General features: G+C 60.0%; 12 protein-coding genes and 3 pseudogenes. 4 read left to right on the top strand and 11 right to left on the bottom strand.

Translation table 11 applies throughout. From position 1 onward, the window contains the following. On the bottom strand, positions 1-1326 hold the full coding sequence (locus AOA62_RS02255; protein WP_099547706.1) for an OprD family porin: 1326 nt from the start codon (positions 1324-1326) through the stop codon (positions 1-3). A 306-nt stretch (positions 1327-1632) separates the two neighbouring features. Here AOA62_RS02255 and mhpT point away from each other — a divergent pair, with 306 nt between their 5' ends. Then, positions 1633-2841 carry a 3-(3-hydroxy-phenyl)propionate transporter MhpT gene (gene mhpT, locus AOA62_RS02250; protein ID WP_099547705.1) on the top strand — a complete coding sequence of 403 codons (1209 nt, stop codon included), beginning with the start codon at positions 1633-1635 and terminating at the stop codon, positions 2839-2841. Here the strand turns inward: mhpT and AOA62_RS02245 are convergent. The 3 genes from AOA62_RS02245 to AOA62_RS02235 form a co-directional block, all read right to left on the bottom strand. Further along, entirely contained in the window at positions 2819-3766 is a 948-nt protein-coding gene (locus tag AOA62_RS02245) for a transporter (protein WP_099547704.1), read from the bottom strand. The genes mhpT and AOA62_RS02245 overlap by 23 nt on opposite strands. An 80-nt stretch (positions 3767-3846) precedes the next feature. Next, positions 3847-4614, bottom strand: coding sequence for a coniferyl-alcohol dehydrogenase (locus tag AOA62_RS02240; RefSeq protein WP_099547703.1), 768 nt, complete (start codon positions 4612-4614; stop codon positions 3847-3849). Positions 4615-4687: 73 nt separating this feature from the next. After that, positions 4688-6163, bottom strand: coding sequence for a benzaldehyde dehydrogenase (locus AOA62_RS02235; RefSeq protein WP_099547702.1), 1476 nt, complete (start codon positions 6161-6163; stop codon positions 4688-4690). A gap of 270 nt (positions 6164-6433) precedes the next feature. Here AOA62_RS02235 and AOA62_RS02230 point away from each other — a divergent pair, with 270 nt between their 5' ends. Both AOA62_RS02230 and AOA62_RS02225 read left to right on the top strand, forming a co-directional pair. After that, positions 6434-8188, top strand: a complete 1755-nt coding sequence (locus AOA62_RS02230; protein WP_099547701.1) for a sigma-54-dependent Fis family transcriptional regulator — start codon at positions 6434-6436, stop codon at positions 8186-8188. Between the two features lie 99 nt (positions 8189-8287). After that, positions 8288-8899 (top strand): TetR/AcrR family transcriptional regulator, encoded by a 612-nt coding sequence (locus AOA62_RS02225; RefSeq protein WP_099547700.1) that lies wholly within the window; start codon positions 8288-8290, stop codon positions 8897-8899. Between the two features lie 46 nt (positions 8900-8945). On the opposite strand, the gene AOA62_RS02220 is transcribed toward AOA62_RS02225, so the two are convergent. From AOA62_RS02220 to AOA62_RS02200, 5 genes and pseudogenes are all read right to left on the bottom strand, one after another. After that, positions 8946-10049, bottom strand: a complete 1104-nt coding sequence (locus AOA62_RS02220; protein ID WP_099547699.1) for a polyamine ABC transporter substrate-binding protein — start codon at positions 10047-10049, stop codon at positions 8946-8948. 40 nt (positions 10050-10089) lie between these two features. Next, positions 10090-11427 (bottom strand): alginate export family protein, encoded by a 1338-nt coding sequence (locus tag AOA62_RS02215; RefSeq protein ID WP_099547698.1) that lies wholly within the window; start codon positions 11425-11427, stop codon positions 10090-10092. Between the two features lie 116 nt (positions 11428-11543). After that, a complete protein-coding gene (locus tag AOA62_RS02210) occupies positions 11544-12806 on the bottom strand; it encodes a serine hydrolase (RefSeq protein WP_099547697.1) in 1263 nt (420 codons plus the stop codon). A gap of 268 nt (positions 12807-13074) precedes the next feature. Beyond that, positions 13075-13482 (bottom strand): DUF3224 domain-containing protein, encoded by a 408-nt coding sequence (locus AOA62_RS02205; protein WP_017139043.1) that lies wholly within the window; start codon positions 13480-13482, stop codon positions 13075-13077. Positions 13483-13551: 69 nt separating this feature from the next. Further along, a pseudogene (locus AOA62_RS02200) lies at positions 13552-14675 on the bottom strand (IS66 family transposase). A gap of 11 nt (positions 14676-14686) precedes the next feature. On the opposite strand from AOA62_RS02200, the pseudogene AOA62_RS02195 reads away from it, so the two are divergent. Beyond that, positions 14687-15174: pseudogene (locus AOA62_RS02195) on the top strand (enoyl-ACP reductase); the annotation flags it as partial. A 389-nt stretch (positions 15175-15563) separates the two neighbouring features. Here AOA62_RS02195 and AOA62_RS02190 read toward each other — a convergent pair. Together AOA62_RS02190 and AOA62_RS02185 are read right to left on the bottom strand one after the other, a co-directional pair. Then, positions 15564-15777: pseudogene (locus AOA62_RS02190) on the bottom strand (helix-turn-helix domain-containing protein); the annotation flags it as partial. Positions 15778-15799: 22 nt separating this feature from the next. Further along, on the bottom strand, positions 15800-17365 hold the full coding sequence (locus tag AOA62_RS02185) for a carbohydrate porin (RefSeq protein ID WP_017139041.1): 1566 nt from the start codon (positions 17363-17365) through the stop codon (positions 15800-15802). Between the last annotated feature and the right edge of the window lie 125 nt (positions 17366-17490).

The raw sequence follows: 17490 nt of genomic DNA, 5'->3' as shown, positions 1-17490 counted from the left end.
CTACCAGAGCGCCACGGTGTAGAGCACCAGGAAACGGGTCTGGTTTTCATCGCGAAAGGCCGCGCCGCTCGGGAAGTCATTGCGGTAGATCGACTTGCGCGCCATGAACCCGACGTTCTTCAGCGGACCGCTCTGAATCACATACCCCAGTTCCATCTGGAACTCGCGCTCCTTGCGATCCTCGGCGCTCAACGCGGCCAGTTCGATGTGGTCGCCACGCACGTAGCGCAGCCGAGTCTTGAGCCCCGGCACACCCGATGCCGCGAAGTCATAGTCGTAGATGGCCTGCCAGGTGCGCTCCTTGGCGTTGAGAAAGTCCGAGCTCATGGTCAGTTCGCTCATGCCCATCAACTCCGTTCCCGAGATATAGGGCGTGGCCGTCTCCCCGCTTGAGTGCATGTAGCCAAGGCTGACGCGATGGCCGCCCAGGCGGTAGCCAAACAACGCCGAGAGGTTGCGGTTATCCACCTTGCCCGCCTTGGCACTGCCATCCTCACGGCTGAAAAAACTGCGCAGGTCGCTGGTGAGCACGCCATCACCCACCGGCAGGTTGTGCAGCAGCGCCAGAGTGTCCTGCTGATAGAGGTCCGCGATCTGCGAGTGATAGACCCGCAGGCTGAGGTCTTTGTTGACCTGGTAATCACCGCCCACATAAGCCAGGTGCGAGGTGGTGGCGGTGGCGTTGAAGCGCCGGTTGGGTGAGGCGATGGTCATGGCCTGGTAGTCGGTGGAGTCGCGCTTGTTGATGCGGTCGATATAGCCCGTGTTGAGGGTCAGGCCATCGATGTCCTTGGAGCTCAACGTGGTGCCGCGAAACGTTTGCGGCAGCAGCCGCGACGGACTGGCAAAGGCAAACGGCAGGAAGATCGACACATCGCCGGCCTTGACCGTGGTTTGGGCGAACCGCAGTTTGGCGGTTGGGGCCAGGCGCGAGTAGTCGTCGGCGGCGCGCTTGTCGCTGGCCGACACCGGCAACAACTCGGTACCGCTGCGGTCCGGCGAAGAGTCGAGCTTGACCCCCATCAACCCGCGTACATCCAGGCCAAAGCCGACCGGGCCAGGGGTGTAACCCGATTCCAGGTTGAGGATGAACGCCTGTGCCCATTCCCGTGCGGCGGTCTTCGCACCGTCATCCTTGTAGTCGCGGTCCAGGTAGTAATTGCGCAAGGTCAGGGTGCCGTGGCTGTCGTCGATAAAGCCTGCAGCCCACAGCGAACCGGGCAGCACGCTCAAGGCCAACAATGCCATCAGCCGGCGTGGAGTGTTGTTCGACACACAGGAGACGGACGCCGCTGCAACGGCGTCCTCCATAGGGAGTTCTGGCATGTTCGATGTCCATTTTTGTTGTTGTTATTGGGTTGGCGCACGCGCGGCCCTGTGAGCCTCGCAAACCAAGAATGGAAACAGCCGACGGTACTCGTCAACCGTAACTGACCGATAATCGAACATTAATAAAGCTATCTATTTTTTATCCATGAACAAACAAATATCTCAATCAATTGAATTTAATGACTTTATTCTGTTTTTTTACTGATTTTATTCCACGATTCATTTTTTAGTTATATTTGTTATCTTAATCCTTAGCAGCCACTCAAGCTCGCCACCACAACAAAAACAACAATGAGGTTTGCCATGGACAGTCCATCGCGTCGTTCGACGCTGACTATTGCGTTGTGCTTTATCGTTGCGCTGATCGAAGGGTTCGATCTGCAAGCCGCCGGCACCGCCGCCGCTGGGTTACGTCAAACCTTCGCCCTGGATCCGAAGATGCTCGGCTGGGTGTTCAGCGTCGGCATCATCGGCCTGCTGCCGGGGGCGTTCTTCGGGGGCTGGATTGCCGACCGGATCGGGCGCAAGAAAATCCTGGTCAGCGCCGTGCTGCTGTTCGGGTTGTTTTCACTGAGCACCGCATTTGTCGAGAGCTACTCAAGCTTGTTGCTGGTGCGCTTTCTCACCGGCCTGGGGCTGGGCGCCGCGTTGCCCAACCTGATCGCGCTGTGCGCCGAAGCGGTGAGCGAACGCAACCGTGGCACGGCCATCAGCGTGATGTACTGCGGGGTGCCGCTGGGGGGAGCATTGGCCGCGGTGGTGGCGATGTTTTCCAGTGAGCACTGGCAGACCACGTTTATTATCGGCGGCCTGGCGCCCTTGCTGGCCGTGCCGCTGATGATCCTGCTGCTGCCTGAATCCAGTGCCTTTCGCCAACAGCTCGACAACACCCACGGCGCCCGCCCCTCCACCGGCCAGGCGCTGTTCGGCGAAGGTCGCGCACGTACCACGCTGGCCTTGTGGCTCAGCTACTTCTTCACCCTGACCGTGATGTACATGCTGCTTAACTGGCTGCCGTCGCTGTTGCTGGAACAGGGTTTCAGCAAACCCCAGGCGGGCATGGTGCAGATGCTCTTCAATATCGGCGGCGCCCTGGGGTCGCTGCTCGGCGGCGTGCTGCTGGACCGCTGTAATGCCCTCAAAGTGGTGCTGTCTGTGTACGCCGGGCTGCTGGCGGCCCTGGCCGGGGTCGGGCTGTCAGTGGGCATCGTGCCCATGGCCATTGCCGGCTTTGCCGCCGGTTTGTTCGTGATGGCTGCGCAGTTGGTGCTGTACGCCTCGGCACCGCCCTCGTATCCCACCTCGGTGCGTGCCACCGGCGTCGGGGCCGCCGTGGCAGTGGGCCGCCTGGGTTCGGTGGCCGGGCCGCTGGCGGCCGGGCAACTCCTCGCTGCCGGCGCCGGCACCGCGGGGGTACTGCTGGCGACGTCCCCCGGGGTGGTGATTGCCGCACTGACCATCATCAGCGTGATGGTGCGTACCGCGCCTACTAGAACTTATGCAGCCAGTTGAGCACCAGTTTGTTGCCCTCGGTGCGGTTCTGCGCCTGCTGTTCAAAGTAGGCGTTTACCGATAGCACCTCCTCCTTGCTGAACGCATAGACCAGGCCTGGGCCAATGGCCCAGACCTTTTCCCGGCGCCCGCTCACGGCGTGCCCATCGACCTGGGTGTCGGTGATCTGCTTCAACCAATAGCCGTTCACCCCCACGCTCAGTTGCTGGCTCAAGGCATATTGCAGCGTCAGGTTGGCATGCAATGCCTGGCCGGCCTGGGTATCGGAAACATCCCCGAAGCCAGCCTGCGGATCATCATTCTTGCCATTCCACAGGTACATGAAACGCCCGCTCGCCGACCATGTCGGGCTGAACCAGTACGTCGCCGCGTAATACGGGTTGAATGACCAGAAGTTGCTGCCGGGGTTGATCGAGCGATGGCGGTCATAGGCCCCCACCGGGATCGAGACATCAGCCTCGACACGCTGGGTCAACAGCGGGCTGCCATCGGCGCGATTCAGAGTTGGCAGTTGCAGGAAGGCACCGACAGTCAGGTCACCGAAGCCAGCACGGGAACTCAGCGCCACATTGTTCAACCCATCGTCGACATTCACCCGGGCCAGGGAAGTGTTGATCAGGGTGAAGCCGGGCATCGCGCCATTGGCCAGGGGTTGGCCGACGTAGATGATCTGCGTGGTGGGCGCCACCACTTCCAGGTCCTGCTTGGGCAGCGCCAGCTTGTTGCCGTGGGCATCATTGAAACGGCTGGCCCGCGAGTAGGTCAGGTACTCCTCCAGGTACCAGCCAGGGCCGGCCGGCGCTGGCGAGCCGTCGTAGAAACTGGTGGTGCCGAGGTTGAGTCCGGGCAGGTCGTAAGCATGTGCAGTCGATGTCAGTGCGACAAATGTCGTGGCCGCAACCGTCCGCAAGATAGGCTTGAGCATCTTGTATGTCCTGTATTTTTGTTGTTGTTCAAGACTCCCGGCACGAGGGGCCGCACCGGGATTTATTGCTGTGGCAGGCCCTACACGTAGGTGGCGGCCAAACCGCCATCCACCGGTAGATTGACCCCGTTGACCCAGCGCGCAGCATCCGAGCAGAGGAAGGCAATCACCGCCGCTACCTCATCGGCCAGGGCTGGACGGGTCATGCGCTGGCTGTCCTCGGCCACCCGCTGCGGCCCGAGCATGCTGACGAAATCGCCGAGAATCGGGGTAAACACCGGCCCCGGCGCCACGCAGTTGATACGCACCGAGTGATCGCGAAACCAGCCCTGGGATTGTTGGAAGCTCCACACGATCAGCGCCTCCTTGAAGTATTGATAACAGCTGCCCTGCTCCACCGGATTGGCCGCCAGCCACTGCTGCCCGGCCTCGAAGCTGGGTATCGCGGCCAGCGCCTTGTGCAGCTCCAGCCGTTGCGGCCATTGCGCGCCAAGCACCGAGGCGACATTGACGATGCTGCCGCCCGCCGGCATGCGTGGCAGCAGCGATTGAGTCAGGTGCCGCAGCCCCAGGTAATTGACCGTGGCCACCGCGTGCACGGGCGCCGTACCGGGCACACCAGCGATGTTGCACAGCCCGTGGACCCGCGCGGGCAGGCGCGCCACCAGCGCATCAATGCTGACAGGGTCACCCAGGTCAGCCTGGAAGAAACCATCCAGGGTCAGTTGCGGTTCATGGCGATCCACGCCGATCACCGTGGCCCCCTGGAAACGCGCGAGCCGCGCCAGTTCGGCGCCAATGCCTGAAGCGACGCCGGTGACAATCAGGGTTTTGTTGTACAGGTTCATGTTCAAGCCCTCTTATTTTTGTATAGGCACGGGGGTAACAAAGCGATGAGCCAGCGCCCAGAACGGCTATGGCTCAGAATGGATAGACAGGCGGCGTATTTTTCAGCGTGACCCACTGCCACTGGCTGTACTCGTCCCAGTCGGCCGGCCCGCCGACGCTGCCGCCGTTGCCGGAAGCACCGCGCCCGCCGAACGGGTTGATGCATTCGTCGGCCACGGTCTGGTCGTTGATGTGCAGCAGGCCGCAGTCCAGCCGCTCACCGATGGCCATGGCGCGCCCAACCGACGGCGAGATGATGGCGGCCGAGAGGCCGTACTCCGTGCGGTTGGCCAGTTCGATCGCTTCCTCGTCGGTGGTAAAGCTGACCACCGTGGCCACCGGGCCGAACAGCTCTTCCTCAAAGGCGCGCATGCCCGGACGTACGCCACTGAGTACGGTGGGCTGGTAGAACAACCGGTCATAGTCGCCGCCCGCCTCGAGCCGTGCGCCGGCCTGCAGGCTGTCACTGACGATCTCGTGCACGCGCAGCAATTGCCGTTGGTTGATCAACGGGCCGAGCGCCGCTTCACCCCGGGCGGCATTGCCCACCGTGAGTGTCCGGGCCTTGTCCACCAGCTTGCGGGTGAGGCTTTCAGCGATGGATTGATGCACGAGAATCAGCCCGGTCGCCATGCAGATTTGCCCCTGATGCAGCCAGGCGCCCCAGGCTGCATTGCTCGCGGCCAGGTCGAGGTCGGCGTCTTCAAGAATGATCAGCGGGTTTTTCCCGCCCAGCTCCAGCGCAACCTTTTTCAGGTGTCGCCCGGCCACTTCAGCGACTTTGCGCCCCGCCGCCGTGGACCCGGTGAACGCAATCATCCGCACATTCGGATCGCGGCACAGCGCTTCCCCCGCCGGCGCCGCGCCGGGCATCACCTGCAGCAGGCCCTTGGGCAAGCCCGCCTCTTCAAACAGCCGGGCAATGAGAAAACCCCCGCTGACCGGGGTCTGCGGGTCAGGCTTGAGCACCACTGCATTGCCTGCCGCCAGCGCCGGGGCCACTGAGCGCAGTGACAGCACCAGCGGAAAGTTGAACGGTGAAATCACCCCGACCACGCCGTGGGGCTGGCGCCGTGCATAGGACAGTCGGCCGGCTGCACTGGGCAGCACCACCCCGTGAGGTTGGGACAACAGCCCCGCCGCCTGATGCAGCAGCACAATCGCTTCACGCACTTCGTGCTCGCCCTTGAACAACGCGCCCCCGGTTTCCCGGGCGACGTACAGCGCCAGCTCGGCGAAGGACCGCTGGGCCAGGTCCGCCGCCTTGCGAAACACCTCGGCGCGCTCCCGTGGGCCCAACGCAGCCCAGGCCGGCTGCGCTAGGGCCGCACTGCGGCAGGCGACGGCGATGTCGGCCGCGTTGGCCATGGCGCAGCGCATCAGGGGTTCGCCGGTGGCGGGTTCAATCACGTCAATCACAGATCCCGACACGGGAATCCAGTCGCCGTTGAACAGGCATTCGGACGCGATGGCCCGCTGTAGAAAGGGGGTGGTTTCAGACACTGGCATTGGCAACTCCGGTTCTTGTAATTGTCATCGTCTGCACAGGGTGCAAACGCCGCATCCAGTCTTGAGCAAAGGCTGTGCCGCTTGCACGCAACGGCGCGCACATAAACCGGCGAGGGCTCTGGGTCGAGGCCTGCCGCGCAACGCTCACACGCCTGGGGCGTTGACCCGCAAAAAACCCGGGCTCAGCCACTTGTTCAATTGATAAGGTTATGTTTTATAACTATCTGAGCAGTTGCTCATATCGATCACTCGCTTTGCAGGGGCATAACAATGACTAATCCCCACAGCGCGCTGCCCGACGACCGGGTGGCCAGCGCGCCCTACCCTCCGCGAGGCGACAGTCGCCAACTCAGTGACAGCAGCTCGCCCACCACTGCGGAACTGGCCGACTGCCTGTTCTTTTCCCCTGAAGACGGGCGCATCTGGCTCAACGATCAACGCATGTTGTTGCTGCACAGTTCGTCGTTCGGCGCCCTGCGCGCCGAGGTCATCGAGCGCCTGGGACTGGACCAGGCCCGGGGCCTGTTCACCCGCACCGGTTATGCCTCCGGCGCACGGGATGCGCGCTTGATCCGCGAGCGCTGGCCACAGGCCGATGCCGCCGCGGTATTTCGCGCCGGGACACACCTGCACACCCTGGAAGGCATGACCAAGGTCGAACCGCTGCACTTCAAGTTCGATGCCGACTCGGGGTTCTATGAAGGGGAATTTCTCTGGCACCACTCGTGCGAAGCCGATGAACATGTGGGGGCCTACGGCATCGGCCAGGACCCGGTGTGCTGGACCGAAACCGGCTACGCCATCGGCTTCGTCAGTGGCCTCTTCGGGCAAATGGTGATTTTCCGCGAAGTGGAATGCCGTGGCATGGGCCATCGCCGTTGCCGCGTGATTGGCAAGACGGCCGAGCAATGGGGTGATGTCGAACAGGACCTGCGCTACCTGAATGTGTCCCAGGCCGTCACTGGCCCTGCCACCCCCACGCTCGCAGGCCCCGTGGGCAGCAGTGGCGGAACCCGCCAGCCGCAACCGTTGGTAGGCGCCAGTGCCGCGTTCAACGCGGCGATGCAAGCGCTGCAAAGGGTTGCACTGACGCCCGCGACGGTGCTGATCAGCGGTGAGTCCGGTGTGGGCAAAGAGATGTTTGCGCGCCAGCTGCACCAGCTCAGTCGTCGCCATGACAGCCCGTTTGTGGCACTCAATTGCGCCGCCATCCCGGATAACCTGGTGGAGGCCGAACTCTTTGGTGTCGAACGCGGCGCCTATACCGGCGCTACGCACTCGCGCCCCGGACGATTCGAACGGGCCCAGGGTGGCACCCTGTTCCTGGATGAAATCACCAGCCTCAGCCTGCCCGGGCAAAGCAAGTTGCTGCGAGCCTTGCAGGAACGGGAAATCGAACGGGTCGGCGGGGTGCGCGGGATCAAGGTGGATGTGCGCGTGGTGGCCGCCACCAATATCGACCTGCGTAAAGCGGTGGCAGACGGGAGCTTTCGCGAAGACCTGTTCTACCGGCTGAACGTTTACCCCATCGCCCTGCCCCCGCTGCGTGAACGCCGGGACGACATCCCGCTACTGATCAATGCGTTCCTGACGCGCTTCTGCCAGGACTACGCCCGGACCCCGGCAGGCCTGACCATGCGCGCCCTGAAGACGTTGCTGCGCTACGACTTCGCGGGCAATGTGCGCGAGCTGCAAAACCTCATCGAACGCGGCCTGATCGCCAGCGACGAAGGCCAGGCCATTGACCTGGTGCATCTGTTTCGCAACGAACCGATGCCCGCCGAGCCCTATGGCCTCGACGACCAAGGCAGCCTGTCAAATACCGCGCAGGCGCCTCGCTCGACGCTGCTGGATACCCTCGACCCGTTGGACCAGGGGGTTTCCATTGAAGGCCTTGAATCGCGCCTGATCACTGAAGCATTGCAACAAAGCGCCGGCAACCTGGCCGCGGCCGCCAGGCTCGTGGGGCTCAGCCGTGCTCAATTTGCTTACCGTATGAAGAAGCACCGGCGGCAAACTCCTTGAATGGCAATTAGTGCTTTAAAAGCTTTACCCAATTAAGTATTTTGCAGGGGTATGGGGCCGACACGCGCCCCTCTTTATTATTCGTGACAAGGATCTCCTGTGAGTGGACTGCGTGAACGTCAGAAAGCCGAGCGCCGGCAAGCTATCAGTGAAGCTGCGGTCGAACTGTTTGAGCGCCAGGGTTTCCAGAACACCACCATCGAACAGATCGCCAGCCAGGCCGGAGTGTCGCCGCCGACGGTGTTCAAGTACTTCGGCAACAAGCAGGAAATCATCCTGGAGATCCTGCATCACGCCGATCAACGCGCGATCAGCGACACCCGCAGCCTGATCCACCAAATAGACGACCCGGTCGAAGCGCTCTGCCACCTGGAACGCCTGCTCACGGGCTATGCCCTGGAGGTCATGCACCCCAGCCTGTGGCGTGAACTGCTGCCGCTGATCCTGTTCGGCGGCAGCAATGGACTGCCCGAAGGCTACCGGGCCATGAACGATGCGCTCAGGGCCGAAATCAGCGAACTGCTGCGGGAACTGCAACGGGCCGGCAAGCTGCGCGCGCAACTCGATGTGGAATTGGCCGCGTTCCTGTTGAACGACTATTCGCACCTGCAATTGTTCAGGCTGGTAAACCAGGAACACCCGGATATCGACGCGCACTCCCTGCAGGTCAGGCGTATCACCGAGCTGGTGTTTTACGGCATGCAGGCCTGATTGCCTCCTGAGTCGAGCCCGGCGCGCACGCACCGGGTCACACAGATCATCGGTTGCTCTTGATGGCGGTCCAGGTGCGGGTACGGATGCGCTCCACGGCGGCCGGAATCGGCTCCAGGGCAAACAGGGTCTTGCGCGCTTCGTCCGGCACATACATGTTGGGGTCGTTGCGGATGCTGGCGTCCACCAGCGCGGTAGCGTCCCTGTTCGGGTTGGGGTAGCCGATCTTGTTGCTGATGCGCGCAATCACGTCCGGGCGCAGGATGTAATTGATGAACGCATGGGCCTCCGCCAGATCAGGGGCCTTGGCCGGGATCATCATCACGTCCGACCACATCGGCGCGCCTTCCTTGGGCAGTGCCATCTGGACCTTGACGCCCTTGCCGGCGGCATCTGCCAGGCGCATGGCCAGTGCGACGCCGCCGGACCAGCCCACGCCCACACAGATATCACCGTTGGCCAGGTCCATGCCGTAGCGCGACGAGTTGAAGTAAGTCACGTAAGGGCGAATCTTCATCATCACCGCCTGGGCTTGCACATAGTCCTCACGCTTCTGGCTATTGGGGTCGAGGCCCTTGTAGTGCAAGGCAATCGGCAGGATCTCGTTGCCGGCGTCGAGAAAACCCACGCCACAACTGGCGAGTTTGGCGAGGTTTTCTTCCTTGAAGATGATGTCCCAGCTGTTCATTTGCACGTCGGGGCCGAGGGCTTTGCGCACCTTGTCGACGTTGTAGCCGATCAATGTGGTGCCCCACAGGTAAGGCGCGGCGTAGCGGTTGCCGGTGTCACCCACGGCTTCCAGGGACTGCATGAACTGCGGGTCCAGGTGCTGCCAGTTGGGCAACTGCTTGCGGTCCAGCGGTTGCACGGCACCGGCCGTGATCAAGTGCCCCAGGTTAGCGGTGCCGGGGAACACCACGTCGTACCCGGAGTTGCCCGTCAACAGTTTGGACTCCATGGTTTCGGCACTGTCGAACACATCATAAATAGGCCGAATGCCGGTTTCTTCCTCGAAGCTCTTCAGCACTTCGGGTGGCAGGTATTCGATCCAGTTGTAGATCCGTACGGTGCGTTCTTCAGCCAGGCAAACACCACTGATGAGCAACGAGGCGACAGTGCCCAGTACGGTATTACGCAGAAATCTGTTCATGATCAAAACACTCCAGCGCGGCCGCGATGGCTCGCAGCACTTAATAGCGGTAGGTGAAATACAGTTCCAGCGCACTGAACGTCTGGTCATCGCCAAACACCTGTTTGGCGGCGGCCAGTGGCTTGACCCAGTTGTAGGACAGCGACGTATAGAACGACGGCGTGGGTGTCCAGTCGAGGAAAACTACACTTTCGTCGGCAAAGCGCCGATCGCTGACCGGTGCGCCCAGGTAGTTTTTCTCATCCAGCCAGAACTGGTAGTGAATCGCGCCGAGGGTCAGGGTTTCGTTGAGGTGGGTCTTGAGGGAGAACTGCTGGACATTTTCGTTGCTGTTGAACAGCAGGTAGTTGCCGACCACGTCCCCGACCAGCCACGTGCTCCAATCGACGAAGCCTTTGCTCAGTGGGTCCCAGGCTTTTTGCCGGTTGTCGGTGAGGTTGTCGTCGCCGGAAAAGCTCGCGTAGCGGTAGCCAAGGACCGGCGTCAGCGGCAAGGTGTTGAAGGCATAGTCGGCCTGGGCATACCAGGCGCTGGCAGCGTAATCGACACCCTCGCCGCTGCCCCGCTCCAGCGCGTACTCGGCATTCAGCGTCAGCGCCTGTACGCCGGGCACTTTGGCGTTGAGCGCCCGCAGGTTATACACCTGCATCCCGTCCCGGCGGCGCGGGAGCGTGCTACCTCTGGGGCCAAGGGCATTGACCTTCATGGCCATGGCGCCGAGCGTCACCTGGTCATCGAGGTTGTAATCCAGGTTGACGCCGGTCATGCGAAAATCGCCCAAGTCATCATCGGTGCGCAAGGTGAAAGCCTGAGACTTCAGCGCACCATGATCCCAGGCGAGGATCGCCGAATCCCTGAACGCGGTTCGCGGGCCGAGCCAGTAAGCGCCATCCTTGTACTGGTCGAGGTTGCCATCCATGACGATGAACCCCGTACCGATCATGTAGTTCTGGCGGCCGGCGGTGAGCTTCCACTCGCCGGCGCGAAAACCGCCATAGAGTTCTTCGGCGGCGGCCTTGCCATCGGAACTGCGGCTGAAGCCACCCGCGTCACCATCGCCAAAGGTGCTCGCCGCCACCAGGGAACCGCCCGCGAGCAGGCTGAAATCCGGTTGCAGCGCGTACTCGAGTTTGACCCCCGGTTTTACGTAAACCTCTTGCCAGTTGATCCGGGCGCCGCCGTTTTTACCGTTGCGCGCATCGACCCGGCCGCTGCCGAAGTTGACCCCACGGGTAAACAACGTTGCCCCGCCTGCGGTGAGATTGACTTCGCCCTTGAGATCGCCGTCCTCAAAGGTGTAGCCCGCGAATGCGACGTGGGTGGTCAAGGGTAAGCCGACCGCCAACAGCGCTCGAGAGAAACGCTTGCTGAATACCATTAGAAGCTCCTGTGGAATTATTGTTGTTACAGGGCAGTCAATGGCGACGCAGGGCGCCGCCAACACCTGGGCAAGCCAGGTGAATAGAACGCAAAACTCTTATTGTTTGGCGTGGGTCAGTGGCTCAGGTGGGCGGCGATCGCGCGCAGCATGCGCACGCTGTCAGTATCAAATGGGCTGACCGCATCGGTAAGCGAAGACTGCTTGACGATCACTACGCCGGACGGCTTGTCGATGAACAGGTACTGGCCGTGAATACCCCCGGCCATCAGGGCCTGGCTGTGGTCGTTGAACACGTACCACTGGCTGCGATAGGACGCACCCGGCGTCCAGCTGGAGAACTCGGCATTTTGCGCGTAGATCGCCGGATCAGCGCCGGAGGCGATACGGGCCACGGTCTCGGGCGACAGCAGCTCAACGCCGTCCTGGCGACCGTCGTTGGCGAGCAGGCGACCGAAGCGCGCCATGTCTCTCAAGGTGGCACTGAAGCCCGCCCCGGCAACGTTACGGCCCCAGGGATCGGCCATGAAATAACCGTCGCGCTCGCAGCCCAAGCGCCCCCAGATCGCTTCCAGCATCTGACTGCAGGCCTTGCCCGAGGCACGCTCCATGACCCAGGCCAAGGCTTCGGTGGTGGCCGTCACATAATGGAAAAAGCCCCCATGGCTGCCGCGTTTCTTGAGGGATGGCAAGTACTGGTACAACGACTCGAACTGCGCGTACTGCGCCGGTGCGGGTTGAAAGCCGCAGGCATAGCCGTACTGCGAGCTTTCTGAATTGGGGTCGTCATACACTTCGCTGTAGTCGATGCCCACCGCCATATCGAACAATTGGCGCACCGTCGCATCGCCAAATGCGCTGCCCGCCAGTTCAGGCACGTAGTAAGCGGCCGGCCGCTCGGGCTTGAGCACGCCGCTCGTCACCAACTGTTCACCCAAGGTACCGATCAGCGACTTGGTGACCGAGAACATGATGTGCCGGTCACAGGCGCGCTGACCGTTGAAGTAGCGCTCGTACAACACCGTGTCACCCTGCATCACCAAAAAGGCGTCCGTCTGGCTGGCGACAAGGTGCTCGATCACACGGATGCCCAGCCCACTCTCACTGTCGAAACACAGCTGATCCAGCGCGCGCGGGGCCTCCTGAAGCTGACCGACAGGCCCTGGCCCCGCCGACACATCAATGCTGGGGCGCAGTCGCGCCAGATGACGGAACCCCCACTGATTGAAGGGCGTGCGCATCCAGTTGTTCCACGTTACCCGGTGTTCCGGCGCGGCGGGAAACCCCTGCATCAGCAGCGGCGCCACGCGAGTGGCCAATGAAGACTCATTGGCCTCGACATAAGAAGTCGCGAGGGAGAATTGGGCTTTATGACTCATCGGGGTAACCCTGAAGATGACTCTGCATGAAGCAGATGCAGAGAAATAATTACCCCATATAATATTTTAGTCAATAAAACTTTTTACCATGAAAATATATCCCCTTACACGCAGTGCCCGGGGCAACTGCAGCCTGTGTGGTCACACATTACCTTTGCGTGGATTGTTACCGTCGATCAAAGGTAAGCGTCCGGCAAAGCCACGGTAAGCACCTAGCCAGGACACCTCCCTGGTGCGTCAGGGGCGGTGCCCCTTACGGTTTGTTAAATTATTCGAGGTGGTAATTCAACCAAATATGGTGCGTTCCATCGGTGTCAATTGTGATCCCTCCTGACCCTGATATCCCTTTCAAACCGTCCGTACCACTGCCTCCAACTATGCAGAAAAACTCATCTGCACGATCAATTCCGGTAGTGGAGGCGGAATGAATGAAGTTAAAGGAACCCTCTACCCCATTCACCGTACCCTTGAAGCTCTCCATCGCGATGTAGCTGCCCCTTCTTGACGCTTGGTCGAACGCCGCAGTAAAGGCTGTTGAAGAAATACCATCGATAGCTCCTGTATAGGACTTTTCCATGGAGCTGATCGACACTGGTAAGCCTGTTGTAATTTCGGGCGTGAGAGTCAGGTCAGTTGGTTTGAAATTCTTGGAGGAAAAAGTGGCTCGCGCTTCCATTCGGATCAATCCTGTTCCATATGAGTTGAGCGGTCATTCTAATGCAAGAGCACCCTCACGTTGAGAACGTCAGGCCGAGATCCAATGCTCTGGCAGCAGTTGGTCGATCTCACTTGCTCGCTGCGTCGGCAGGCGCGTCAGCACATCTTTGAGATACGCATAAGGATCATGCCCATTCATGCGGGCGGACTGAATCCAGCTCATGATCGCAGCTGCCCGTTTACCGCTGCGTAGCGACCCGGCGAACAACCAGTTCGAGCGTCCAGGTGCCCACGGCCTTATCTGATTTTCGACCGCGTTATTATCTATGGGCACAGCCCCGTCCTCGAGATATCGAGTCAGTGCCGTCCAGCGTTTGAGGCTGTAATCCAGAGCTTTCGCGATAGCCGACCCTTCGGGCACAAGATCACGCTGGGCCAACATCCAGGTATGCAGTGCGTCGATAATGGGGGCCGCTTTTTCCTGGCGTATTCGCCAGCGATTTTCGTCGATCATTTCCCGCGCTTGCCGTTCAATTTCGTACAACCCGCCAATTGAGTGCAGCGCCTGCTCAGCCAGTTGGCTTTTGTTCGTCGCGTGCAAATCGAAAAACTTGCGGCGGGCGTGAGCCAGGCAGCCGATTTCGGTGATGCCTTGCTGGAAGCTGGCTTTGTAGCCGGCATAATCATCGCAAACCAGCTTGCCATTCCACTGGCCAAGAAAGTTGCGTGCATGTTCGCCCGCACGGCTTGGGCTGAAGTCGTACACCACTGCCTGGAGCGCCGAAAAAGGCGTAGTGCAGTCGGCCCAGACATAAGCGCGATGGATTTTCTTCTCGCCCGGCGTGAGCATCTGCACCGGCGTTTCGTCAGCGTGGATCACACCTTGAGCAAGCACTGTTTCGCGCAGTGCGTCGACCAAGGGCTGGAGCTGCACGCCAGTTTGGCCGACCCACTGCGCCAGTGTCGAGCGGGCGATAGCCAGGCCGGCGCGGCCGGCGGATTCAACGCCTTCAGCTCGGCTTCGATGGCCGCGATGTCGGTGTCGAGCAGGCAGCCTTGGGCAGGGCTCAATTGCTCACTGCGCTTGGCAAACTTGTTACGTTTGAACCAGGCGATTTCGTGGGTGAGCTGCTCGATGATGGTTTGGTAGCGGTCGTTCTTCTTGCCCATCCGGTCGACCTGCTGCCCGAGGGAATCAACCTGGGACAGCAACTGCGCCGCGAGCCTTGGGCGCTCATTGGGACAGCCTGGACTGCATTGTGCACTCTGTCGGCTTCGCCCCCAGTGACCAACTTGAGGGCGACTTCACCGAATCGACCACCCGTGAAGGTTTTCGGATTGCCCACGATATCAGCGCTTATAGCTTCGTCGCGCTGGCCAAGGCAGGGCGTAAAATGATGGCAGGCCGTAATGGCAGCCTTTTGACACTTTCCTACCTGGGCACGGAACGCACCATGCCTAACTATAAACGTCATGGGCATGGCAAAAGCCTCTCTCGAAGCCAGTGTACGTTATCTTGCCGGCTCACTAGGCCCGCAAGATGCTCGCGGCTAACGAGGCGCAGACTCCACTGCGCCGCAACGTTACTATCGAAGAAGTTGGCAACGCTGGCGCATTCTTGTGTTCGGAGCTGGCGTCCGGAATTAGCGGCGAAATACTGTATGTCGATGGCGGCTTCAATACCACAGCGATGGGCAACATTGAAGATTGAGGCTTCATAGGTTGCGGAAGCTTGTTATTAAGACTCAATGCTTCTGCACTTTTGGATCAGGGGCGGCCAATAGGCCGCCACCTGGAGACTCATGAAGCATTCATTTGCTGAAATAACTTAACCGTATAGGCAAGAAATCCAACTTGCCCCGGTTACCGGGGGACGTAAATGCGTTATGTTACGCCCCCCCATCTTAATGATTAATCCCATGCAACTCACACGGCTCGATATTAATCCAATGTAAGGCAAAGAGGTGTCTACGAAACCCGGGGCGATTCAGTCAGGGCTTCGCCAAATACCACTGCGCGAGGCAATATCATCGTCATTTCCTCATTTTCTTGTCGTAGGGACAACTGCTGGCTGATCAGCTTCGACCGGTAATCACTTACTCAATGCGCTTTGGTGAAAGGCAGGGATTGATGAGCACCGTTTCGATTGAATAACGTCATCGCCTGTTCCGCGACGATGTTCGCTCGGTGTCTGTTCCATTTCGATGCGAAAGTGTCTGTTGAAGTTAGAGAGGTCTTCATAGCCAACTTCAAAGCAGATGTCTGCAGCCGACATCTCTGTTTGCGACAACAGCCGACAGGTGCGCTGAAGGCGGTTGGCCGGACGCGTTCAAATATTAAAACCAGGTTTCCATCTGTATGCCGTATTGCCATACGCCTCCAGCGTGGAAGTCCGTCATGCCAAAGGAGTCTGTGGTACTGAATCTGTCCAGATCCGAAGACCAGTTCATGAAGCTTGCGAACACTCGCAATTCGGGACGCGTGAGAAGATCTCCAACGTCAAGTTTGAATGTCGGGGCGACAGTGAATTTCCAGAAGTTACCGTCGACCGCATTACGTTGTAGATAGCCCTTGGGGTCGAGCTTCATGGTTTGCCAACTCATTTCGTAGGCCATCTCGAAGTTGCTGTTGATTTGGTTAGCCAATCGCACGTTGAGGGTTAGCCAGCGGTAGTCGTCACCCTTGACGTATCTGTCCTTGCTCTGTTCGGCCAGCAAACTGGGCCCGATGCGCCAGTCAGGCGCAATAGGCGTCTCACCGTAAAGTGCAAGACGCAGAGCGCGGGCGTCGTCAATCAGTTCACCGTCCGAGCCAACGTTCTTGACCTCGGCCCCCAGGCCTTGCCCATAGAGCAGCGCGGTTTTGAAGAAGCCTTCTCTGCCGAAAAAGTTTTTCTGGTGATTGGCCAACATGGTGTGCAAGCCGGAATTCGCAGGCGTCAAACCTGCCTTATTGGTGCGGGTACCGAAATCGTTTTTCTTTGCGCCGATGGCGTTGTACATCCACTGCCATTGACCCTCCTCGAAGAACTGGTTGGAGGTCAGGATGTAGCTTTCCACATTGGCATTAATACCGCCCTGACTGAAATCCCCGTAGCTACGCCCAATCAAGGAGTAATTGGAGCGCCAATTCTTGTTCATCTGCACATCGTAAATGCCACCGCCGGTGCCGGCCAGGTAGACGACGTCAGAGTCCAACCAGTGGATATCGAAATTATCTCTATCAAATCGCTTGCCTGCCCACAGCGTGGCGTTCTCGAACACTGAATTCCCTTTGAACGCCGCCACATGGTCGAGCGCGGTGAACACCTGGCGTACGTTCAGTTTGCTCTCGTCGGCCGTCCAGTCATTGGAGCTTTCCACCCCGTCGGCGATGGAGACCGTGAATTTGGAACGGGTACCGTTTTGCGCATAGATTTCTTTCGACAGGTCTATACGCATGTAGGTGTCGTCCTCGTTACCGAGTCGCCCGACTGCGCCACCGACCGAGCCGGCCGGCGTTGTATAAGGGCCACCACGGCCACCACCAAGCCCTTCGTCGACCAGCAATCCAGAGCGGGCATAGCCGTGGAAGCTGAACCCATCCGTGAGGTGTCCGGTATTGCCCTCTTTCTCCAGGCTTTGCTGACGGGCTTCGAGTTTCGCCACCCGGGTGTCCAAAGCAGGCTCCGCAATGACTTTCGCTGTAGACGCGGCGGGCTGCAAGGGAGGTGTGGCGAGTTTGATCTGCTGCAGTTCCCTGGCAAGTGCTTGGGTCTGCTGTTCAGCCGCGGCTGCACGCTGTTCTGCTGCGCTGGCACGGGCTTCAAACGCGGCCATGCGCTCTTCCAGAGTCATGGCCTGAGAGGTTGCCGCCGATGTGCCGAGCACACCTGCAAGTAGCCAGTTTGATCCTTTCCGCATGGTGGATTTCCTATTTTTTTATTGTTTGCTCCCGCGACCGGGCTTTTTTGCGTGAGTTGCGAGTTGTTCCAATTGGCGAAAAAAGGATGTCTTATCGCAAATACGCTGATACATTTGGCCGTGTT

The sequence above is a fragment of the Pseudomonas sp. 2995-3 genome, from assembly GCF_002742565.1.
GTDB classification, from domain to species: domain Bacteria; phylum Pseudomonadota; class Gammaproteobacteria; order Pseudomonadales; family Pseudomonadaceae; genus Aquipseudomonas; species Aquipseudomonas edaphica.
Note: the sequence above shows the minus strand (reverse complement) of the source record. Positions and strands in the feature narration are given on the sequence as shown.